Annotated in this window: 24 protein-coding genes; 23 read left to right on the forward strand and 1 reads right to left on the reverse strand. The window is 64.8% G+C overall.

Annotated elements, in window-relative coordinates; translation table 11 throughout:
• Nucleotides 1-30 precede the first annotated feature (30 nt).
• The 4 genes from ruvA to AC1DGP_RS10635 are packed head-to-tail and all read left to right on the forward strand — an operon-like array spanning nt 31 to nt 2,715.
• Nucleotides 31-648 (forward strand): Holliday junction branch migration protein RuvA, encoded by a 618-nt coding sequence (gene ruvA / locus AC1DGP_RS10620; RefSeq protein ID WP_069879414.1) that lies wholly within the window; start codon nt 31-33, stop codon nt 646-648.
• Entirely contained in the window at nt 645-1,133 is a 489-nt protein-coding gene (locus tag AC1DGP_RS10625) for a hypothetical protein (RefSeq protein ID WP_476770811.1), read from the forward strand. Before ruvA ends, AC1DGP_RS10625 begins: the two co-directional genes overlap by 4 nt.
• Nucleotides 1,130-2,176 carry a Holliday junction branch migration DNA helicase RuvB gene (ruvB, locus tag AC1DGP_RS10630; protein WP_476776083.1) on the forward strand — a complete coding sequence of 349 codons (1,047 nt, stop codon included), beginning with the start codon at nt 1,130-1,132 and terminating at the stop codon, nt 2,174-2,176. The genes AC1DGP_RS10625 and ruvB overlap by 4 nt, the downstream gene beginning before the upstream one ends.
• Nucleotides 2,176-2,715: a DUF3828 domain-containing protein gene (locus AC1DGP_RS10635; RefSeq protein ID WP_476832080.1), complete on the forward strand. Its 540-nt coding sequence runs from the start codon at nt 2,176-2,178 to the stop codon at nt 2,713-2,715. The genes ruvB and AC1DGP_RS10635 overlap by 1 nt, the downstream gene beginning before the upstream one ends.
• Before the next feature lie 9 nt (nt 2,716-2,724).
• Here AC1DGP_RS10635 and AC1DGP_RS10640 read toward each other — a convergent pair whose 3' ends face one another.
• Entirely contained in the window at nt 2,725-3,234 is a 510-nt protein-coding gene (locus AC1DGP_RS10640) for a hypothetical protein (protein WP_476824058.1), read from the reverse strand.
• A gap of 154 nt (nt 3,235-3,388) precedes the next feature.
• On the opposite strand from AC1DGP_RS10640, the gene ybgC reads away from it, so the two are divergent.
• From ybgC to AC1DGP_RS10735, 19 genes are all read left to right on the forward strand, one after another.
• Nucleotides 3,389-3,793 (forward strand): tol-pal system-associated acyl-CoA thioesterase, encoded by a 405-nt coding sequence (gene ybgC, locus AC1DGP_RS10645; RefSeq protein WP_476776080.1) that lies wholly within the window; start codon nt 3,389-3,391, stop codon nt 3,791-3,793.
• 52 nt (nt 3,794-3,845) lie between these two features.
• Nucleotides 3,846-4,487 carry a TetR/AcrR family transcriptional regulator gene (locus AC1DGP_RS10650; protein ID WP_476776079.1) on the forward strand — a complete coding sequence of 214 codons (642 nt, stop codon included), beginning with the start codon at nt 3,846-3,848 and terminating at the stop codon, nt 4,485-4,487.
• Between the two features lie 90 nt (nt 4,488-4,577).
• Entirely contained in the window at nt 4,578-5,021 is a 444-nt protein-coding gene (locus tag AC1DGP_RS10655) for a DUF2852 domain-containing protein (protein ID WP_113513332.1), read from the forward strand.
• 395 nt (nt 5,022-5,416) lie between these two features.
• Nucleotides 5,417-6,127 (forward strand): protein TolQ, encoded by a 711-nt coding sequence (gene tolQ, locus AC1DGP_RS10660; RefSeq protein ID WP_043238377.1) that lies wholly within the window; start codon nt 5,417-5,419, stop codon nt 6,125-6,127.
• An 11-nt stretch (nt 6,128-6,138) separates the two neighbouring features.
• Nucleotides 6,139-6,588: a protein TolR gene (tolR, locus tag AC1DGP_RS10665; RefSeq protein WP_069879422.1), complete on the forward strand. Its 450-nt coding sequence runs from the start codon at nt 6,139-6,141 to the stop codon at nt 6,586-6,588.
• Nucleotides 6,589-6,615: 27 nt separating this feature from the next.
• On the forward strand, nt 6,616-7,818 hold the full coding sequence (gene tolA, locus AC1DGP_RS10670; protein WP_476832081.1) for a cell envelope integrity protein TolA: 1,203 nt from the start codon (nt 6,616-6,618) through the stop codon (nt 7,816-7,818).
• A gap of 20 nt (nt 7,819-7,838) precedes the next feature.
• A complete protein-coding gene (gene tolB, locus AC1DGP_RS10675; RefSeq protein ID WP_441488350.1) occupies nt 7,839-9,182 on the forward strand; it encodes a Tol-Pal system beta propeller repeat protein TolB in 1,344 nt (447 codons plus the stop codon).
• A gap of 189 nt (nt 9,183-9,371) precedes the next feature.
• The gene (pal, locus tag AC1DGP_RS10680; RefSeq protein WP_069879425.1) at nt 9,372-9,875 is read left to right on the forward strand and encodes a peptidoglycan-associated lipoprotein Pal; all 504 of its coding nucleotides are present in this window, start codon (nt 9,372-9,374) and stop codon (nt 9,873-9,875) included.
• 124 nt (nt 9,876-9,999) lie between these two features.
• Entirely contained in the window at nt 10,000-10,944 is a 945-nt protein-coding gene (gene ybgF / locus AC1DGP_RS10685; RefSeq protein WP_476832082.1) for a tol-pal system protein YbgF, read from the forward strand.
• On the forward strand, nt 10,941-11,996 hold the full coding sequence (tilS, locus tag AC1DGP_RS10690; protein WP_476832083.1) for a tRNA lysidine(34) synthetase TilS: 1,056 nt from the start codon (nt 10,941-10,943) through the stop codon (nt 11,994-11,996). Before ybgF ends, tilS begins: the two co-directional genes overlap by 4 nt.
• 111 nt (nt 11,997-12,107) lie before the next feature.
• A complete protein-coding gene (gene ftsH, locus AC1DGP_RS10695) occupies nt 12,108-14,033 on the forward strand; it encodes an ATP-dependent zinc metalloprotease FtsH (protein WP_113513338.1) in 1,926 nt (641 codons plus the stop codon).
• A gap of 23 nt (nt 14,034-14,056) precedes the next feature.
• The gene (locus AC1DGP_RS10700) at nt 14,057-14,335 is read left to right on the forward strand and encodes a hypothetical protein (RefSeq protein ID WP_476832084.1); all 279 of its coding nucleotides are present in this window, start codon (nt 14,057-14,059) and stop codon (nt 14,333-14,335) included.
• Nucleotides 14,332-15,675: a phosphoglucosamine mutase gene (glmM, locus tag AC1DGP_RS10705; protein ID WP_113513340.1), complete on the forward strand. Its 1,344-nt coding sequence runs from the start codon at nt 14,332-14,334 to the stop codon at nt 15,673-15,675. The genes AC1DGP_RS10700 and glmM overlap by 4 nt, the downstream gene beginning before the upstream one ends.
• A 220-nt stretch (nt 15,676-15,895) precedes the next feature.
• Nucleotides 15,896-16,765, forward strand: coding sequence for an outer membrane protein (locus tag AC1DGP_RS10710; RefSeq protein ID WP_476832085.1), 870 nt, complete (start codon nt 15,896-15,898; stop codon nt 16,763-16,765).
• A 235-nt stretch (nt 16,766-17,000) separates the two neighbouring features.
• A complete protein-coding gene (locus AC1DGP_RS10715; RefSeq protein ID WP_441507009.1) occupies nt 17,001-18,113 on the forward strand; it encodes an S-(hydroxymethyl)glutathione dehydrogenase/class III alcohol dehydrogenase in 1,113 nt (370 codons plus the stop codon).
• A 132-nt stretch (nt 18,114-18,245) separates the two neighbouring features.
• Nucleotides 18,246-19,082 carry an S-formylglutathione hydrolase gene (gene fghA / locus AC1DGP_RS10720; RefSeq protein ID WP_441488231.1) on the forward strand — a complete coding sequence of 279 codons (837 nt, stop codon included), beginning with the start codon at nt 18,246-18,248 and terminating at the stop codon, nt 19,080-19,082.
• Between the two features lie 90 nt (nt 19,083-19,172).
• Nucleotides 19,173-19,574: a low affinity iron permease family protein gene (locus AC1DGP_RS10725; RefSeq protein ID WP_441488232.1), complete on the forward strand. Its 402-nt coding sequence runs from the start codon at nt 19,173-19,175 to the stop codon at nt 19,572-19,574.
• Between the two features lie 132 nt (nt 19,575-19,706).
• Nucleotides 19,707-20,270 carry an isochorismatase family protein gene (locus AC1DGP_RS10730; RefSeq protein ID WP_441488233.1) on the forward strand — a complete coding sequence of 188 codons (564 nt, stop codon included), beginning with the start codon at nt 19,707-19,709 and terminating at the stop codon, nt 20,268-20,270.
• Nucleotides 20,267-21,280 (forward strand): GlxA family transcriptional regulator, encoded by a 1,014-nt coding sequence (locus tag AC1DGP_RS10735; protein WP_476776074.1) that lies wholly within the window; start codon nt 20,267-20,269, stop codon nt 21,278-21,280. Before AC1DGP_RS10730 ends, AC1DGP_RS10735 begins: the two co-directional genes overlap by 4 nt.
• Nucleotide 21,281: the final 1 nt, after the last annotated feature.

The raw sequence follows: 21,281 nt of genomic DNA on the forward strand, positions 1-21,281 counted from the left end.
CTTGGACATGCACATGCGACGGAGCCTCTGATGATCGGCAAGCTCAAGGGGCTGATCGATTCCTATGGCGAGGATTTCGTGATCCTCGACGTGCAGGGTGTCGGCTATGTCGTGCAATGCTCGTCGCGCACCTTGCAGCGTTTGCCAAAACCCGGCGAGGCAGCGGCGCTGGCGATCGAGACCCATGTCCGCGAGGACGCGATCCGTCTCTATGGCTTCCTGTCCGACGTCGAACGCGACTGGTTCCGGCTGATGCAGGTGGTACAGGGCGTCGGCGCCAAGGTGGCGCTCGCCATTCTCTCGACGCTGGAGCCCGGCGCGCTGGCGACGGCGATCGCGACCAACGACAAGGCGGCCGTGGCGCGTTCCCCCGGGGTCGGTCCAAAGCTGGCGCAGCGGCTCTGCGCCGAGCTCAAGGACAAGGCGCCCGCCTTCGGCCATATCGATCCCGGCGTGGTGCAGCTCGCGGGCGCACTGGAGGACAGGAAACTACCGCAAGCGGTGGCGGACGCGATCTCTGCCCTGTCCAATCTCGGCTATCCGCAGGCCCAGGCCGTGGCGGCGGTGGCCGCGGCCTCGAAAGCGGCCGGCGAGGGGGCCGGGACGGCACAGCTGATCAAGCTGGGTCTCAAGGAACTGGCGAAGTGAGCAATGCCGACGCCCTGATCGTCCGCGCCGTCGAGGATAAGAGCGAGCTGCTGCAACTGATGCTGGCGGTCTGGGGCTCGCATAAGATGATGATCGACCTGCACACCTACGACGTCGCCGAGATCGATGCGCTCGGCCTGTTCACGGCTACGGGGCAGACGGCGGCGCTGGCAAGCTGGACGCGACACGACGAGACCGCCTATCTCTGCGCCCTGCATTCGCTGCGGCCGGGAGAGGGCGTGGCGGTCCAGATGCTCGCTGCGGTCAAGGCCGCTGCCCGGGCCGCAGGTGCCAAGAAGCTCAAGGCGATGCTGACCAATGACAACATGCCCGGGCTGACCTTCTATCAGCGCCAGGGCTTTCGCCTGTCCGGCCTCTATCCCGAGGCGATCGATCATTATCGCTCCGTGATTCCGACGATTATCAAGACCGGCTACAGGGACATCCCGGTGCATGACGCGCTGGAGCTGGAGATTGAACTGTGAGTGAACCCCGCCGCCTCGTGACGGCCGACCGTCGCGACGACGACAGCGAAACCTCGCTGCGGCCGCTGTCGCTGTCCGATTTCACCGGCCAGGCGGCGGCGCGCGCCAATCTCCAGGTCTTCATCAATGCGGCGCGCGCGCGCGGTGATGCGCTCGACCATGTGCTCTTCGTCGGCCCGCCGGGCCTCGGCAAGACGACGCTGGCGCAGATCGTGGCGCGTGAACTCGGCGTCAATTTCCGCTCGACCTCGGGGCCGGTCATTGCCAAGGCCGGCGACCTCGCGGCGCAACTGACCAATCTCGAAGAGCGCGACGTGCTCTTCATCGACGAGATTCACCGGCTCAACCCGGCGGTCGAGGAAATCCTTTATCCGGCGATGGAGGATTACCAACTCGACCTGATCATCGGGGAGGGCCCGGCGGCGCGCTCGGTCAAGATCGACCTGCCCAAGTTCACGCTGGTCGGCGCGACCACGCGCGCCGGCTTGCTCACGACGCCGCTGCGCGACCGTTTCGGCATTCCGATCCGCCTGCAATTCTACACGGTCGAGGAATTGCAGGGCATCGTCTCGCGCGGCGCTCGCGTGCTCGGCATCGGCATGTCGGATGACGGTGCCAACGAGGTCGCCCGCCGGTCCCGCGGGACACCGCGCATCGCCGGCCGGCTGCTCCGGCGCGTGCGGGACTTCGCCATCGTCGACGGCGATCCGGTGATCACGCGCTCGGTCGCCGACAAGGCGCTGCACCTGCTCGATGTGGACGGCATCGGCCTCGATCAGATGGACCGGCGCTATCTCACCACCGTCGCGATCAATTTCGGCGGCGGCCCGGTCGGGATCGAGACCATCGCCGCCTCGCTCTCCGAGCCGCGCGATGCGATCGAGGAAATCATCGAGCCGTTCCTGCTGCAGCAGGGCTTCATCCAGCGCACGCCGCGCGGGCGCCTGCTGACGCCGCATGCCTTCCGGCATCTCGGCATGCCGGAGCCGAACCGCGAGGCCGCGCAATTCGGGTTGTTCGGGGACGAGGCCGAGGACGAGTGATGCTGAAAATACTCCGGAACCTTTTGATCGCCGTCTTCGTCACGTTGACTGCGGGGCTCGCCGCGCAATGGGCTGCGCCGGCCGAGTCCACGCCCGAAGCGACGGTCAAACAGGCTTATGCCGCGACAATCCGTAGCCTTGCCGGCTCCGGCCCCAAAGCCCCGCCACCGGCATGGCGACCGCCGCATCGCGACAGGCTCTTGAGCAAAGGCCTCGCCGCGCTCTTCGCCCGCGACGATCTCTATCAGGATGAGAGCGGCGAGATGGGCAATATCGGTGCAGATCCCTTCCTCAACGGTCAGGACGGCGAGGTGAAGAATCTGCGTGTTGCGGTGACAGGGAAGCCGGCGGCCGGGCAGGCGCTTGTCACAGCCAGCTTCCAGAACCTCGGAAAGACGGTGACGGTGCCGTTCCGGATGATCTGGGAAGCCGGCGCCTGGCGTATCGACGATATCGGCGATGGGAGCGACGGCATCCGGGAGGCGCTGTCGCAACCGTATGAGTGCGGCTCCTTCATGAAGAAGCCCTGCACGCGCTGAGGCCCGCTGCTATCGCGCGAATTTCGACCGGTGCATCGCCGAGCGTTGGCCCGCATGGTCGAGCGCGCCGGATTTCCCTGCCTTGCTGCTTGGGACGGACTTCATGCCTTTACCGGCGTGCCGGCTCGCAGGCTGCGTCTTGGCGGCCTCCTGGCGCTGCTTCAGCGCCAGCGCCTTGCGGGCAAGGCTGCGCTGGCTCGGAGTGTGCAGCTTCTCCGTGCGGCGCGTCCGCTCGGCACCGACCCGCTTCAGCGCCGAGGTCAGCATGTCGGCCTTCGCCTTGGTGCCGCTGTTGTCGGAGGCAGGGCGCGCGCCCTGCGGCTCGGATTTGCGGCGCATCTCGCGCCGCTGCTGGCGGGCGATCGAGCGAGCCCGGTCGCGGCGTTCGCGCAACTGGACCGAAAGCTCCTTCAACTCGGCATCGGTCGCGCCGCCGATGGTTCGGCGCTGGGTCCGGGTAAAGAGCTCGTATTCCGACTTGTCGAGAAGACGCTGGATTGCCTTGGTCGATTGGGCCATGCCGTTTCTCCTTGCTAGGCTGTCGGTGAAGCAACCTTAGCGAGGGCGCGAGGTTCCGGGTAGCGTCGCGTCGATCATGCACGTGCGCGGTTGTTCCGGCTGCCATGCCCGGTCTAAAGGTCGGGAAACGTCATCACGGAAATCCCGCAGCGACATGAGCGCCGTCCACCAGCTTCCCGTCCGGGTCTATTATGAAGACACCGATTTCTCCGGCGTCGTCTATCACGCCTCCTATCTGCGTTTCATGGAGCGCGGCCGGACCGAGTTGATCCGCGCGCTCGGCGTTGAACAGCGCGAGCTGTTCGACGGGGGCGCGGCGTTGGGGTTCGCGGTGCGCCGCATGACGATCGATTTCCTCAAGCCCGCCGTGATGGACGACATGCTGACCGTTGAGACCGTTGCGACGGCTGCACGCGGCGCGACGATGGATATTGCCCAGCGCGTGCTGCGTGGCGAGGAGGTGCTGATCACCGCCGAGGTCAAGGTCGCCTGCGTCGGCGGCGGTCGGGCTCGGCGTATTCCCGACACACTGCGCCACCGGCTGGGGCTCGAGGCATGATGGGCGGCGAACACCGTCGACGCCATTCGCCTGCTATGTTAGCGCTCCTTACATGATCGGACGGCGGCCGGATTCGGAGCGACGCGGCTATCACCACGGCAACCTCAAGGAGGAGCTGGTGAAGGCGGCGCTCGAGTTGATCACAGAGAAGGGGGCGAACGGCTTCACCGTTGCCGAAGCCGCACGGCTGGCGGGGGTCAGCCCGACGGCGCCCTATCGGCATTATCGCGACAAGGTCGAACTGATGGCCGATGTCGCCACGCGGGGCTTCCAGGCCTTCGAGGCGGCACAGTCGCGCGCCTGGAACGAGGGCAGACCCAATGCATGGACTGCCTTCCAGCAGTTGGGACAGACCTATATCGCCTTTGCTCATGAGCAGCCGGCCTATTATTCCGCAATGTTCGAGGCTGGCGTACCGCTCGATGCCAGCCCGGAATTGCGTCTCGCGGCGGATCGTTCCTTCCAGATGCTGCGCGCGGCCTGTGAGGCCCTGATCGCGACCCTTCCGGCGGGGCGCCGGCCGCCGGCGCTGATGATGGCGCTGCATGTCTGGGCGATGTCGCATGGCGTGGCAGCCTTGTTCGGGCGGGCCGATGCGGGCCGTCGCTCGTTGCCGATGTCGGCGGCCGAACTGCTGGAAGCCAATATGCTGATCTATCTGCAAGGGCTCGGCCTCTCGGCGCCAGCGAATTGAAACCGGCCTCCGCCGCTTGACAGGGATCGGGGGCGTTCCCATAATGTGTATGTGACTAACATACACACTCACTGATATCGCGAGGGATCGATGCCGATCGTTGCGAGGCTTGATGAATATGGAAGAGGGGCCTGGTTCGCCTTTGCGGTACTGGGCTTCATCGTGTGGTGGCCGCTTGGTCTTGCGACCCTGGCCTTCATGTGGGGGAGTGGACGCATGTCTTGCGGATATGCCGGTGGAAACCGGTTCGAGCACCGGATGAGCCGTCTTCAGGAGAAGATGGATCGCATGCGGGAACGCATGGGTGAACGCGGCGGCCCTGGCGGCGGCTGGGGTCGATGGGGCGGTCCGCCGTCCAGCGGCAACCATGCCTTCGACGAGTACCGCGCAGAAACCCTGCGCAGGCTCGAGGACGAGCAGCGCGAGTTCCAGGACTTCCTGGGGCGTCTGCGCATGGCCAAGGACAAGGCCGAGTTCGACCAGTTCATGGCCGATCGTCGGCCCGGCAGCCAACCGGACCAGGACGCGGCCTGACGCGTCCGCCTGAAACCTGACGCCAGAGATGGCCCGCCTCGGCAACGAGGCGGGCCATTTTGCTTTGAGGAGACTCCGCGCGCAGGGGGGCTCAGCGCATCCGCTCGCGCCGCCCCAGAGCCTGCAGCAGCGGCGCGCCGTTCGATTCGTTTCGCTGTCAACCCGGCATTAACCTTGCTGGGTGCTTAACTCGACCAGCACGAGTCGCTGATGAAGAAAACCCCGGATGCGCCCATCTTTCGCCGGATTCAAAGGCAATTGACAGGAACGGCATGTTCCCCAGTTCGCAAATTCGGTGGTGGCGCGAGGTATTCGTGGCCTCGGTCATCGATTTGGTCGGCGGGAGATTGGATCAGCAGCGCTCGATCGCGCTGACCGTCTGAAAGGATGACAGAATGAACCCCGCCGAGGTTGCGCAGGCTGCGCCACAGATCGACATGTCGTTCTGGACGTTGTTCTGGCACGCCCATATCGTCGTCAAGCTGGTCATGATGGGCCTGCTCGGCGCCTCTGTGTGGTGCTGGTCGATCATCATCGACAAGACGCTGCTCTATCGCCGCACCCGCCGCGATATGGATGCCTTCGAGGAGGTGTTCTGGTCCGGTCGGTCGCTGGAAGAGTTGTATCGCGATCTGGCGAGCAAGCCGGTCAATGATATGGCGGCGGTCTTCGTCGCGGCGATGCGGGAGTGGAAGCGCTCCTTCGAGAATGGCGGCCGCTCCGTCGCCAGCCTTTCGGCACGTATCGACAAGGTTCTCGACGTTACCATTCAGCGCGAAACCGAGCGGCTGGAATCGAAGCTGCTCGTGCTCTCGACCATTGCCTCGGCCGCTCCCTTCATCGGCCTGTTCGGCACGGTCTGGGGCATCATGAATTCCTTCACCGCCATTGCGGTCTCCAAGAATTCCTCCCTTGCCGTGGTGGCGCCCGGTATCGCCGAGGCGCTCTTCGCCACCGCGATCGGCCTGTTTGCCGCGATTCCGGCGCTGATGGCCTATAACAAGCTGCAGGCCGAAGTGGCCAAGGCCCAGAACCGCCTCGAAGCCTTTGCCGACGAGTTCTCCGCGATCCTGTCGCGGCAGATCGACGAGCGGCTGGCGGCGTAGGGGGCTGCACGATGGGCATGTCAGCAGCGACCGGCGCCAAGGCCGGAGGCAGGCGGGGCCGGCGTGGCCGCCGCCACAGCGCGATCGCCGAGATCAACATGACGCCGTTCATCGACGTCATGCTGGTGTTGCTGATCATCTTCATGGTGGCCGCGCCCCTGATCGCGACCGGCGTTCCGCTCGATCTGCCGCAGACCGGGGCGAAGCCGATCAATGTCGACCAGAAGCCGATCACCATTGCCATCGACAGCAAGGGCCAGATCTTCCTCCAGGACCAGCCGACGCTGGAGCCCGACCTGGTGACGAAGCTGCATGGCCTCGCCAAGCAGGGCTTCGACGAGCGCATCTATGTGCGCGGCGACCGTCAGGTCGATTACGGGCGCGTCGCATCGGTGATGTCGACGATCACGTCGGCCGGGTTCAAGCGTGTGGCACTCGTCACCGAGCCCGCAACGCGCTGACGACGTGAAGGCGAGGTATTTCCAGCCGTGAAGCTCTCCACCTCCGAACCGGGAATCGCGCTCTCCGCTCTCGGCCACGTGACGTTTCTCGTCGCGGGGCTGCTGGCGTTCTCGTCGCCGAATCCCCTGCCGGAGAACGAAGAGGCGATCGCCGTCGAGATGGTCGATCCGAGTGCACTGAATCAGGTCACGCGTGGCGAACGCAAGGCTGAGAAGGTGCAGGAACAGCCGGTCCAGCGCGCCGAGCGCCAGTCGGAGACGGTCGAGCGCAAGGAAGCCGGTGAGGCCAAGCAGGACACCCCTGCGCCACCGACGCGGCCCGCTGAATTGAAGACCGCGGACGACAACGCTTCGGCGCCAATGCCGCCAGCCCGCCCTGCGCTGCTGCCCCCGAAGCCGGAGCCCAAGCCGCCGGAGCCGGCGAAGCAGCCGCCGCAGAAGGCAGAGGCTGCGGCTGAGCCAAAGCCGGATCTGCGCCGCGAGGAGCTCGCCAAGCTCGCCGAGGAAGCTGAACTGGCCTCCAAGGCGAAGCAGGCCGAGGAGGATGCCAAGGCCGCTGCCAAGGCGAAGGCCGAAGCCGAGGCGCAGGCCAGGGCCGACGCTGCTGCCAAGGCCAAGGCGGAAGCGCAGGTCAAGGCGGCCGCTGCCGAGGCGGCCAAGGAAAAGGCTGAGGCGGAAGCCAGGGCGAAGGCCGAAGCGGAGGCCAAGGCCAAGATCGCCGCCGCCGCCAAGGCAAAGGCCGAAGCCGAGGCCAAGGCCAAGCGTGAGGCGGAGATCGCCAAGAACTTCAACCCGACCGATATCTCCAAGCTTCTGCAATCGAAGGAGCCGGCTCAGTCCTCAGGCTCGTCCGCGCCGCAGGTGAACCGCACCGCGTCGCTCGGCACCGAGCGCGGCTCGTCGCAAAAGCTCAGCCCTTCGTTGCGCGCGCAGCTTGTCGGGATCATTCAGGACCAGCTCCTGAAATGCTGGAACGTGCCGATCGGGCTCGCGAATGCGAAGGGCGCAGTCGTGCCTTCGGTGCGGATGAAGCTGAATACCGACGGCTCGCTCGCGGGCCAGCCGGGCGTGATCAACACCTCGTCCGATCCGCTGTTCCGGGTCGCGGCCGATTCGGCCCTGACGGCGACACGCCGTTGCGCGCCCCTGCGCATTCCTGCTCAATTTGCCGCTTACTATGACGACTGGCGTGATGTCGTCGTCAATTTCGACGCTAGGGACGTGCTGTGACCCCCATGTTTCGCAACTCCATGATCAAGGGCGCCGGTCAGACCCGTTCCGGGCTGACGCGCCGCCACGCGCTGACCCTTGCCGGATCGGCCATGTCCTTGCCGCTGCTGGTGCCGGCGGCTGCGCGCGCGGAACTGGTGATCGACCTGCGCAAGGGTACTTTCCAGCCCATGCCGATCGCGATCGCCGATTTCGGCGGCGAGGCCGGCGTGATGGTGTCCGGCGTGATCACCAACAATCTCAAGCGTTCCGGCTATTTCCAGCCGATCGACAAGTCGCGCCACCCCGACAAGAACCCGGCCTTCGATGCGGTACCGCAGTTCGAGGCCTGGAAGGCCGCCGGCGTGCAGGGGCTGGTGACGGGCCGCGTCTCGCGCGACGGTGGCCGGCTTCGTGCGGAATTCCGGCTCTGGGACGTCGTCACCGGTGAGCAGATCGACGGGCAGCAATATTTCACCGACCCGAACAACAGCCGGCGGGTCGGCCATATCATCTCGGACGCGATCTTCACGAAGGTCACGGGCGTCGGCGGCTTCTTCGATACCCGCGTCGTCTTCGTCGACGAATCCGGGACGAAGGAAAACCGGCGCAAGCGGCTCGCCATCATGGATCAGGACGGCGCCAATGTCCGCTACCTGACCAATGGCGAGGTCTCGGTCGTGACCCCGCGCTACTCGCCTGTGGCGCAGGAAGTCGCCTATATGGCACAGCGCACCGGCGAGCAGCCGCGCGTGCATGTGCTGAATATCGAAACCGGACAGCGTCAGGTCGTCGGGAATTTCCCCGACATGACCTCGAGCCCGCGCTTCTCGCCGAATGGCGCGAAGATCGCGCTCAGCCTGCAGCAGGGCGGCAACGCAAATCTCTACATGATCGATATCGGCTCGCGCACGACGACGCGGCTGACTTCGACGGGCGCAATCGACACCTCGCCCTCCTTCTCGCCTGACGGCACCCAGATGGTGTTCGAGAGCGACCGCGGCGGTTCGCAGCAGCTTTATGTGATGGCGCTCGGCGGCGGGGAGGGCAAACGCATCTCCTTCGGCCAGGGCTCCTATTCGCAGCCGTCATGGTCGCCGCGCGGCGACCTGATCGCCTTCACGCGCCAGGGTGGTGGCGGCTTCGCCATCGGCGTGATGCGGCCGGACGGCTCGGGCGAGCGTATCCTGACCGAAGGCTTCCACAACGAAGCACCGAACTGGGCGCCGAACGGTCAGTACATCATGTTCTTCCGTGATCCAGGCGGGCAATCCGGCGGCAAGCTCTACATGGTCGATATCACGGGCCGGGTCGAAGTGCCGGTGCCGACACCGGCTTTCGCCTCGGATCCGAGCTGGTCTCCGCTGCTGACGACGGCGCGCTGAGGCGGCAATCTGTTGCTGTCGCGCAACAGCTCGGAGAATGCTGCATTTCGCTGCAATTGGTTAACCATACGCCGCAATGCCGCCACTTCGCCTTGATTTGGCAAGGTCTCGTTTAGGTTGACACATCATTGATGTGTCTGAGTTTCAGACTTTCTGATTGCGGAACCTAGACCCGCCTGGAGAATCAACATGCTGCTTGCCTCGCTCGCCAGCCCGCGCACTGCCCGTTTCGCCGCTGCCATCGCCGCCACGCTCGCACTGGGCGCCTGCGCCAAGGACCAGAACGCCGAAGCCGGCTTTGGAGCCGGCGGCGCGGCCACCCCGGGCAGCGCCCAGGACTTCGTCGTGAATGTCGGTGACCGCGTCTTCTTCGAGACCGACTCGACCGACCTGACGCCGACGGCCGTTTCGACCCTCGACAAGCAGTCCTCCTGGCTGCAGCGCTACCCGCGCTACACATTCACCGTCGAGGGCCATGCCGACGAGCGCGGCACCCGCGAATACAACTATTCGCTTGGCGCTCGCCGCGCCCAGACGGTGCGCGACTATCTGACCTCGCGCGGCATCCAGGCCAATCGGATGCGTACGATCTCCTACGGCAAGGAGCGCCCGGTGGCAGTCTGCAACGACATTTCCTGCTGGTCGCAGAATCGCCGTTCCGTGACCGTGCTCGATGGCGCCGGCGGCGTCTGAGCATCCGGCTTTCTGAAATCTATCGAGGCCGGCACTTTCCCTGCGGAAGTGCCGGCCTTTTCATATTTTGGCCGCGGTGACAGCGTGTGATAACCCGTCACTTGAGAGAAACAGTCCGGTCTTCATGATGGTTCGAGAATTTGCCTTTCTACCCAGCCGGGCGCGACTGCTGGCTGCTGTCGCCTTCGGGGCCATTGCATGGGCTGCGTTGCCGGCTGCAGCGCAGGATGCAGCCGAGCTGACCGTGCGCACCGGGCGACTGGAAAACCAGGTCCGAGCGCTGTCTGGCCAGATCGAGCAGTTGCAGTTCGAGAACCGCCGGCTCACCGAGCAGCTCCGCAAGTTCCAGGAGGATGTCGATTTCCGCCTGAACGAGCGCGGCGGCAGCGGTGGCGCTCGCCCGAGTGGCGCCGCGCCAGGGCCGGTTGCCCAGCCGCCGGCGACGCAGCCGGGTCGTCCGCGTCGGAATGATGCCTTCGACCCCTCAACGCACCCGGGTGGCTCGGGGGCGCCGCGTCAGCTCGGCAGCATGGAAGGCATTATCGAGGACGAATTCGCCGGGGCGGGCGGTGGTGGCCAGGGACCGCTCGACCTTCAGGGCGTCGGCCGACAGGTCCCGCAGGGTGCGCTGCCGCAGGGCGGACCGCGTGGCGGACCGAGCGTCGCGGCGACGGGCGCGGCGCCGAGCCCCAAGGACAGCTATGACACGGCCTATGCCTATGTCCTGCGCAAGGAATACGAGCAGGCCGAAATGGGCTTTCGTCAGTTCCTGCAGAGCTATCCGCGCGATCGGCTCGCCGCCGACGCCACCTTCTGGCTCGGCGAGAGCTATTTCCAGCGCCAGCGCTATCGCGAGGCTGCCGAGCAATTCCTCAAGATCTCGCGTGACTATCCGCGCGCCGGCAAGGGCGCCGACAGCCTGCTCAAGCTCGGCATGTCGCTGAATGGGCTTGGCGCGCGCGACCAGGCCTGCGCAACCTATGCCAAGGTCGGCGTCGACTATCCTTCCGCTTCCAATGCCGTGCGGCAGGGTGTCGAGCGCGAACGGCGCCGCGCTCGCTGCGCTTGAGCGCGCTGGCTTCCAGCGATCCTGAGCATCTTCCGGTTTCAGCCGGCGAGGCGGCTGCGCTCTTCGCCGGGCTCGCGGGTGAAACGCGCCTGCTGATTGCGGTCTCGGGCGGCCCAGATTCCGTTGCCCTGCTTTCCCTGTTGCACGATTGGTCGCAGCAGCCCGCTAGGCCCGCGCTTCATGCCGCGACGGTCGATCACGGCCTGCGCGAGACGTCCTCGAGCGAAGCTGAAGCCGTCGGCGCGCTCTGCTCCGGGCTGAGGGTTCCCCATGTGATCCTGCGTTGGGCAGGGCCGAAACCTGCGACGGGCATCCAGCAGCGGGCACGAGAGGCGCGCTATGCCCTGCTGGCGGCACATGCGGAGGCTCTCGGTGGTGCAGTGCTGGTCACGGCGCACACGCTCGACGACCAGGCCGAGACGCTGCTGATGCGGATGGCGCGCGGTTCCGGGCCGAGCGGGCTCGCCGGTATGCGGGCCAGGGTGCGCAAGGGTGGCACGGTGCTGGCACGTCCGCTGCTTGCCGTACCGAAAGCGCGTCTCATCGCGACCGCTGAGGCGAGGGGGCTTTCCTACATTCGTGACCCGAGCAATGCCGATCCGCGGTTCGAGCGCGCGCGTTGGCGGATCCTGATGCCGATGCTGGCCGACGAGGGGCTCACAGCCGAACGTCTGGCGGTCCTGGCTGCGAGGCTGGCGCGCATGGATGCGGCGATAGAGCACCACGTCGCCCTTCTGCTGCCGTCGCTCATATTCGCAGGGGAGGGGACCGGGGTGACGCGGCTGCGCTTCGGCGCGTTGGTCGATCTTCCCGAGGAAATTGCCCTGCGGGTTATGGCCGCGGCGCTCGCCCTGGTGCCTGGATCGAATGCAGAACTATCGCGGCTCGAGCGGCTGGAAGGCTGCGTGTTCACGCTTCTGGAGGCGGCACGGCGGGGCACGGCCATGACGCGGACACTATCGGGGTGTGTACTCGCGCTCGATCGGGACGGTGTCCTGACGCTGGCGCCGGAACCGGCGCGCAGACGGGGCGTTCACCCTGCGTCGCGATGAGCCTGGTTCAAATCTGCTGTTTCCCTTGGCAAGGGGCTTTGCCGCTCCTAGATTAACGCCTGAAACCCTTGGCCCTTTCCGGTTGGACCGGGCGGCCCGATCGGACAGAGAATGAATCCGAACTTCCGTAATTTTGCCCTCTGGGTGGTGATTTTCCTGCTGGTTCTGGCGCTCGTGACGCTGTTCCAGAGCCCGAGCCAACGCACCAGCACCAATGAAATCCCCTATAGCCAGCTCATCAACGAGAGCGAAGCCGGGCGGATTTCCAATGTCGTGGTCGCAGGCCAGGAGATTTCGGGCACGTTTTCGGACGGCCGCAGCTTCGTCACCTACGCTCCCTATGGCGACCCGGCTCTGCTGAAGACGCTGGCGCAGAAGGGGGTCCAGGTCTCGGCGCGTGCTCCGTCGGAGGGCACGCCCTGGTTCATGGCGCTGCTCGTCAATTCATTGCCCTTCGTCATCTTCATCGGCCTGTGGATCTTCATGTCCCGGCAGATGCAGAATGGTGCTGGTCGCGCCATGGGCTTCGGCAAGTCCAAGGCCAAGCTGCTGACCGAGGCGCATGGTCGCGTCACCTTCGAGGATGTCGCGGGCATCGACGAGGCTAAGGAGGATCTGCAGGAGATCGTCGAATTCCTGCGCGATCCCCAGAAGTTCCAGCGGCTCGGTGGGCGCATCCCGCGCGGCGTGCTGCTCGTCGGTCCTCCCGGCACCGGCAAGACGCTGACGGCGCGTGCCGTCGCCGGCGAAGCCAATGTGCCGTTCTTCACGATCTCGGGTTCTGATTTCGTCGAGATGTTCGTCGGCGTCGGCGCGAGCCGCGTGCGCGACATGTTCGAGCAGGCCAAGAAGAACGCGCCCTGCATCATCTTCATCGACGAAATCGATGCGGTCGGTCGTCACCGCGGCGCCGGTCTCGGCGGCGGCAATGACGAGCGCGAGCAGACCCTGAACCAGCTGCTCGTCGAGATGGACGGCTTCGAGGCGAATGAGGGTGTGATCATCATCGCCGCCACGAACCGCCCGGACGTGCTCGATCCGGCGCTGTTGCGCCCCGGTCGCTTCGATCGCCAGATCGTCGTGCCGAATCCCGACGTCGCCGGCCGCGAGAAGATCCTGCGCGTGCACGTCCGCAAGGTGCCGATGGCTCCCGATGTCGATCTCAAGATCCTGGCGCGCGGAACACCTGGCTTCTCGGGCGCCGATCTGATGAACCTCGTCAACGAGGCGGCGCTGCTGGCGGCTCGCCGCGGCAAGCGCATGGTCACCCATGCCGAGTTCGAGGATGCCAAGGACAAGGTCATGATGGGCGCCGAGCGCAAATCCATGGCGATGTCCGAGGAAGAGAAGAAGCTGACCGCCTATCATGAGGCCGGCCACGCCATCGTGGGCTTGTATGTCCCCGCCGGCATCCCGGTCCACAAGGCGACGATCATCCCGCGCGGTCGCGCGCTCGGCATGGTGAAGTTCCTGCCGGAGGGTGATCGCTATTCGATGAAGTTCAAGGAGTTCACCTCGCAGCTCGCGGTGGCCATGGGCGGTCGCGTTGCGGAGGAGATCACCTTCGGCAAGGAGAACATCACCTCGGGCGCCACCGGCGACATCCAGCAGGCGACCAAGATGGCCAAGGCCATGGTAACGCAGATGGGCTATTCCGATGAACTCGGCCTGGTCGCCTATGGCGACAACCAGGAAGAGGTTTTCTTGGGCATGTCGATGGGCCGGACCCAGAGCGTGTCGGAAGCGACCGCGCAGAAGATCGATAGCGAAGTGCGCAAGCTCGTCCACCAGGGCTATCTGGACGCCAAGAAGATCCTCAACGAACACCATGAGGAATTCGTCCACGTGGCCGAGGCGCTGCTCGAGTTCGAGACGCTGACCGGCGACGAGATCCGCGATCTGATCGCCGGCAAGCGCCCGACCCGCGATGCTGACGATACGCCGTCGGCGCCGCGCGGCTCGGCGGTGCCGAGTGCCGGCCGCGGCCGTAAGCGCGACGAGCCTGACGCTGGTCTGGAGCCGCAGCCGCTGGTCTGAACGGCCTCGGTCGGACCTGACACATGAAGGCGGCCATATTGGCCGCCTTTTTCTTTGCCTTCGATCAATGGTTAGGTGGGGCTGTTGCGTGTGACCGAGTTGGGGACGAGACCCGCGCGGTCGTTCCCGTCTTCGTTCCGGCGGCGTTGCCCATGATAAAATTCGTCATAAAACGTGACAAGGCGGAACGCATGTCCCGCTATAGAAGAACTCAACAGGGCCGGGAGCGGGCTGGTTGCAACCGCGCCCCGGTTGTCCGCGAAGCTCCCATCATGGCCGCCATCTGGATCGACTGGATATGACGCGCAAATATTTTGGAACCGACGGCATCCGCGGCCGCGCCAATGGCGTGATCACGCCCGATCTGGCGCTCAGGGTCGGCCAGGCAACCGGTATCGCGTTTCGGCGCGGCGAGTACCGCCACCGCGTGGTGATCGGCAAGGATACGCGGCTCTCGGGCTACATGATCGAGACGGCGCTGATCGCCGGCTTCACCTCGGTCGGCATGGATGTGCTGCAGCTCGGTCCGATGCCGACGCCGGCGGTCGCGATGCTGACGCGCTCGATGCGCGCGGATCTCGGCGTGATGATCTCGGCGTCGCACAATCCCTATGAGGATAACGGCATCAAGCTGTTCGGTCCCGACGGCTACAAGCTCAATGACGAGGTCGAGAGCGAGATCGCCGCCCTGATCGATTCCGATCTCGGAGCGCAGCTTTCGGAGGCTGCGATGCTTGGCCGTGCCAAGCGCATCGACAGCGCCCATGCGCGCTATATCGAATTCGCCAAACGCACCTTGCCGCGCAACATGAATCTCGACGGGCTGCGCATCGTCGTCGATTGCGCCAACGGCGCCGCCTACAAGGTTGCGCCCGAGGCGCTCTGGGAGCTCGGGGCCGAGGTCATCGCCATCGGGGTCGAGCCGGACGGCTTTAACATCAACAAGGATGTCGGTTCGACCAAGCCGGATGCCTTGGCTCAGAAGGTGCGCGAGCTGCGCGCCGATATCGGCATCGCCCTTGATGGCGACGCTGATCGCGTGCTGATCATCGACGAGCAGGGACATGCCGTCGATGGCGACCAGCTGATGGCCGTAATTGCGCGCAGCTGGCAGGAGGACGGTCGTCTCTCGGCGCCTGGCATCGTCGCGACCGTGATGTCGAATCTCGGGCTGGAGCGTTATCTCGCAGGACTCGGCCTGAGTCTTGAGCGCACCGCTGTGGGCGACCGTTATGTGCTCGAGCATATGCGGGCGAACGGCTTCAACCTTGGCGGCGAGCAATCCGGCCATATCATCCTCTCCGACTATGCGACGACCGGAGACGGGCTCGTGGCGGCGCTGCAGCTGCTCGCGGTGGTGAAGCGGATGGACAAGCCGGTCTCGGAAGTCTGCCACTGCTTCGAGCCGCTGCCGCAGATCCTCAAGAACGTGCGCTACAAGCAGGGCCAGCCCCTGACGGAGAAGCCGGTCGTCAACGCGATCGAGGCCGCCAGGCAAATGCTCGGGGATAGCGGGCGTCTCGTCATTCGTCCGTCAGGCACTGAGCCGGTGATCAGGGTGATGGCCGAAGGCGATGACCGCGACCTGGTGATGCGCGCTGTCGATGACATCGTCGATGCGGTGACCAAGGCCGCAGCCTGACGTAGCCGGCGGGCTGCGTTTTCGGTCAAGGATCATCCTGAAGCTAGGGCAGGTCCCTGTGCATTCCACCTTGAGAATGCACAGAGTTTGCTCGTTTGCACGAGATTTCGTGGTTAAGCGGTAAGGTTAAGCGTCGTTTAAGGAATTCGTGCCAGGGTCCTTCCCGTCGGTAACACGCGCGAGCTGAGTATCGCGTCGCGCAAACTCGAGGGACTCTGCCATGGGCAGCCTGAAAATTCTCGCGCTGGCGGGCGCCATGGCCTTCGGAGGCTCCGCAGTGGCCTCTGCTGCCGACCTCGCCCCTCTGCTGCCTCCACCGCCTGAGCCTGTTGCCCTGCGCGGGACGATTGGGTCCGGTTGGTATTTGCGCGGTGATGTAGGTGTCGGTTTGCAGACCGTCKGCAAGTACCAGCAGGACGACCTTGCGGCTGTCGGCGGCGTGCTTTTCAATAAAACCGATCAAACGGCCTTTTTCGGTGGCGTCGGCGTGGGCTACCGCTTCAACAATTGGTTCCGCATCGATGGTACATGGGAGTATCGCGGCGGAGGGACGATTGGGGTCAATGATAAGCTCTTCAACTCCTTCGCCAATGGCACCCAGACAAATACCTACAAGGGCAACCTCTCCTCGATGGTGGCCCTGTTCAACGCCTATGTCGATCTCGGCACCTGGAACTGCCTGACGCCCTATATCGGCGCCGGTATCGGTTATGCGCAGAACCGCATCTCCGGGTTGACCGAACAGGGCATCGTGTTTGCCAATGAGCCTTTCGGTCCGGTTTCCCCGACGCTGGGCACCGCGAGCAACGGCACCCGTTCCGGCGTCGCCTGGGCGCTCATGGCGGGGCTCGGCTATGAGGTGAACAAGAACCTGACCCTTGAAGTTGGGTATCGCTACCTCAATCTGGGCGATGCCCAGTCTGGGCGCATTCAAAATGCATTCCTGACGGAATCCTATGGGCCGCTGAAGGCCAAGGACATCCAGAGCCACGACATCCGCATCGGCATGCGCTGGAATTTCGGCGATCCCGATTGCTGCGCGGCTCCGGCTCCGGTCGCCTACCAGGCGCCCGTCGTGCGCAAGTACTGACCAGCTGGCTTTCCAGTTTCGTAAGGAACGGCGCGGATCATCGATCCGCGCCGTTTGCATTTCGCAACTCCGCAAGACTGTGAGGCTCCAAGTCGGGCCGCGTTGACAAAGCCTCCATCCCTTCGCCCTATTTGTGCTTGGCCGAGGCGTTCGCAGTCGGGACACGCCTCCACTGACCAGGCTTCCAGCCCACGCGCCATCGCCGTTCGCGCTGGCCCTCTGCAAGGATATGATCATGAAGACACGCGCCGCCGTTGCCTGGGAGGCCGGAAAACCGCTGACCATCGAAACCATCGAGATCGGCGGCCCGAAGGCGGGCGAGGTCCTGGTCGAGGTGATGGCGACCGGCATCTGCCACACCGACGCCTACACGCTTTCCGGGCTCGATTCAGAGGGCAAGTTCCCGGCGATCCTCGGCCATGAGGGCGCCGGCATCGTGCGCGAGGTCGGCGCCGGGGTCACGACGCTGAAGCCAGGCGACCACGTCATTCCGCTCTACACGCCGGAATGCCGCAGCTGCAAAAGCTGCCTGTCGCGCCGCACCAATCTCTGCACCGCGATCCGCTCGACACAAGGCCAGGGCGTGATGCCGGACGGCACATCGCGCTTCTCCTGCGATGGCGGCGAGGTCTTCCACTATATGGGCTGCTCGACCTTCGCGAATTTCACGGTGCTGCCCGAGATCGCGCTGGCGAAGGTTCGTGAGGACGCGCCCTTCGACAAGATCTGCTATATCGGCTGCGGCGTGACGACGGGGATCGGCGCGGTGATCTACACCGCCAAGGTCTGGCCCGGCGCCAATGTCGTGGTCTTCGGGCTCGGCGGCATCGGCCTCAACGTCATCCAGGGTGCCCGCATGGTCGGTGCCGACAAGATCATCGGTGTCGACATCAATCCCGGCAAGCGCGCCATGGCCGAGAAATTCGGCATGACCGACTTCATCAATCCGGCCGAGATCGGCAACGACAAGGTGGTGCAGGCGATCGTCGATCTGACCGGCGGCGGCGCCGACTTTTCCTTCGACGCGACCGGCAATACCAACGTGATGCGCCAGGCGCTGGAATGCTGCCATCGCGGCTGGGGTGAATCGATCGTCATCGGGGTTGCCGAAGCCGGCAAGGAAATCGCGACCCGGCCGTTCCAGCTCGTCACCGGGCGGGTCTGGAAAGGCACAGCCTTCGGTGGCGCCCGTGGGCGCACCGATGTGCCGAAGATCGTCGACTGGTACATGGAGGGCAAGATCAACATCGATGATCTGATCACCCACAAGCTCAGCCTCGACGAGATCAATCACGGATTCGACCTGATGCATGAGGGCAAGTCGATTCGCTCGGTCGTCGTGTACTGAGCCGGCCGCTCTTCCGCCGCATCGACCCTCCATGGAAACCCGTCATCATCCCTGATCTCCGCTTCACCGCGGCAGGGATGATGATGTGGATCAGGCTTGGACTGCGCGTCGCGAACGACCGAAAGGGACATCATGGAACTCCTCTCGAACTCCAAGGCTTTCGGCGGCTCGCAGCGCGTTTTCCGACACGAGAGCGCGGTCTGCGCCTGTCCGATGACCTTCGCGATCTTCCTGCCGCCACAGATCGAAGATGGCCCGGTTCCGGTGCTCTGGTATCTGTCGGGGCTGACCTGTTCGCACCAGAACGTCATGGACAAGGGCGAGTACCGCGCTGCCGCGGCCGCGAACGGCATCGCGATCATATGCCCGGACACGTCGCCACGCGGCGACGGCGTGCCGGACGAGCCCGACAACTGGCAGTTCGGCTCCGGTGCGGGCTTCTATCTCGATGCGACCCAGGAGCCCTATGCCCGAAACTACCGGATGGAGAGCTATCTCCTCACAGAGCTGAGCGAGATCGTCGCTCACAACTTTCCCGTCGACATGAGCAGGCAGGGCATCTTTGGCCATTCCATGGGGGGGCACGGCGCGATCACCCTCGCGCTGAAAAATCCCGATCGCTTTCATTCGGTCTCGGCCTTCGCACCGATCACGCAGCCTTCGACGGCGGGTTGGTCGCGGCCGGCCTTTGAAAAATATCTCGGCTCCGATGAGGCGGGCTGGCGGCGTTACGATAGTACTGCGCTGATCGCGGACGGCCACCGGGTCAAGGACCTCCTGGTTGACCAGGGCACGGCCGACGGCTTCCTGCAGGAGGGGTTGCGGCCGTGGCTGCTCGAAGTGGCCTGCGTCAGCGCAGGTATTCCGCTCGAGCTCCACATGCGGGATGGCTACGACCATTCCTACAATTTCGTCTCCACTTTCATGGCGCAGCACATCTCCTGGCACGCCCAGCGCCTGACCCCCTGACGTGGATCGCAGCCGTTCCCAGGCGCCGGGAACGGACTGGCCCGCCCCGTGTTGATGAACGTAACCGTTCCGCATGCGGGGGAAGCAATCATGCCATCGAGCCGCTCTGCGATCGCGGAACGCTCCTTCTTCACGCGCCTTTCCCAGAGCACGGCCCATTTGGCCGGCAAGCCCCAGACCTTCTTCCTGGCGCTAGCGATCATCATCGTCTGGGCAGCGTCGGGGCCCTTCTTCGGCTTCAATGACACCTGGCAACTCGTGATCAACACCTCGACCACGATTGTCACCTTCCTGATGGTCTTCATCATCCAGAACAGCCAGAACCGCGACACCGCAGCGATGCAGATCAAGCTCGACGAGCTTATTCTTCGGCTTGAGGGGGCTCGGGAGGAGCTGCTCGACCTTGAGGAACTCGACGAGGAGAAGCTCGAGGCGATGCGCGCGGAGTTCGAGAGGCTGGCGAGGAAGGCGAGGGAGAAAAACGGTGACTAGCTCCGGCTTGCCGGGAGAGCGAGGCATCGTCTATCGTCATGGCGTGATTTGTCCGCCATTCGTCTCGATCTGGTATTTCGCCAATTACTCAGAGCTTTAGCATAAGCCCATACCTCAAGTGGGAGATGCAAAATGTCCTCTGATACCGCCTTGCTCGTGATCGATGTCCAGGAATCCTTCCGGCAGCGTGCCTATTTTGAAGAGACCTATGTGTCGCCCTTCATCACGCGGCTTCAGGCGCTCGTCGACGGAGCCAAGGAAGCTGGCATCCCTGTCGTCCAGATTTTCCACGTCGACCCGACCGGTCCCTTCGCCGAGAGTTCCGGCTACGTGAAGACCCTCGCGCCGCTCACGCTCGAACCAGATGCCGTCTTTCGCAAGGGGCGGCACAGCGCGCTCGTTGGCAGTGGGCTTGATGTCTGGCTGACCGAGAATGGCATTCGCCGCGTGATCGTCTCCGGCATCCGCACCGAGCAGTGCTGCGAGACCACGACGCGCCACGCGTCGGACCTCGGCTATGAGGTCGATTATGTCGGCGAGGCGACCCTGACCTTCCCGATGACCGATGCCGCCGGCCGTCAGTGGAGCGCAGCCGAAATACGGGCGCGGACGGAGCTTGTTCTGGCCGATCGCTTTGCGCGCATCGCCACCGTCGAGGACGCTCTCACTCAGCGCAGCAAGAAGCTGGCAGCATGACGCGCGAGCAGCAGCCCGTCGAGGTGCCGGTCTATGTGCTCGTACCACCGCGCGTGCTGCTGCTCGATGTCGCCGGACCGATCGAGGTGCTGCGCCGGGCCAATCTGGAACAGGACGCCTTGCGCTTCACCGTGACCTATGCCGGGCCGCTGCCTGATGTCTGGAGTTCGATCGGCCTTGGCATGACAGCCATCGGTCCCTTACCAGCCTCCCTGCCAGACGGCTCGCTGCTTGTCCTGCCCGGCAGTGCCGATGCGCCTCTTGGCCATCAGGGCTCGAGCCGGGAGGAGGATGCGGTCCAGGAGGGGCAGATCGTCGAGTGGCTGCGGCGGGCGGTTCGTCCGGGCATCCGCTTCATCTCGATCTGCTCCGGAGCCCTGCTCGCGGGCCGCGCCGGGCTTCTCGACGGGTATGATTGCACCACGCATTATGACTGCCTCAGCGAACTCGCCGAGGCTGCGCCGGCGGCCCGAATCCTTGAGAACCGGCTCTATGTCGAGGATGGCGAGCGCCTGACCAGTGCCGGGATTACAGCCGGTATCGATCTGATGCTGCATGTCGTGGCGGGGATGGCGGGGCATGCCTGCGCGCTTGCAGTTGCACGCTATCTCGTCGTCTATCTCAGGCGTGCCGGCGCCGATCCGCAGCTTTCGCCCTGGCTCGAAGGCCGCAACCACATCCACCCTTCCGTGCACCGGGCACAGGATGCGGTGGCGGCCGACCCGGTGCGCGACTGGTCGGTGAGTACGCTTGCCGATGCCGCCGCAACGAGCCCGCGCAATCTCTCGCGCCTGTTCAACGAACATGCGGGCATGAGCGTCACCGAATATGTCAATCGGATGCGGGTTGCCGTTGCGCGAGAGTTGCTGACCGGTTCCCGCCTCGACATCGAGGCGGTCGCTGAACGCGCCGGCTTTGCTTCACCTCGGCAATTGCGGCGGGCCTGGGGGCGCTTCCATAGTCTGCCGCCGAGCCGGATGCGGCAGAGCGAGGCTAATGCTGCGGGCTGAA

The sequence above is a fragment of the Allobosea sp. 05T433 genome (assembly GCF_056396065.1).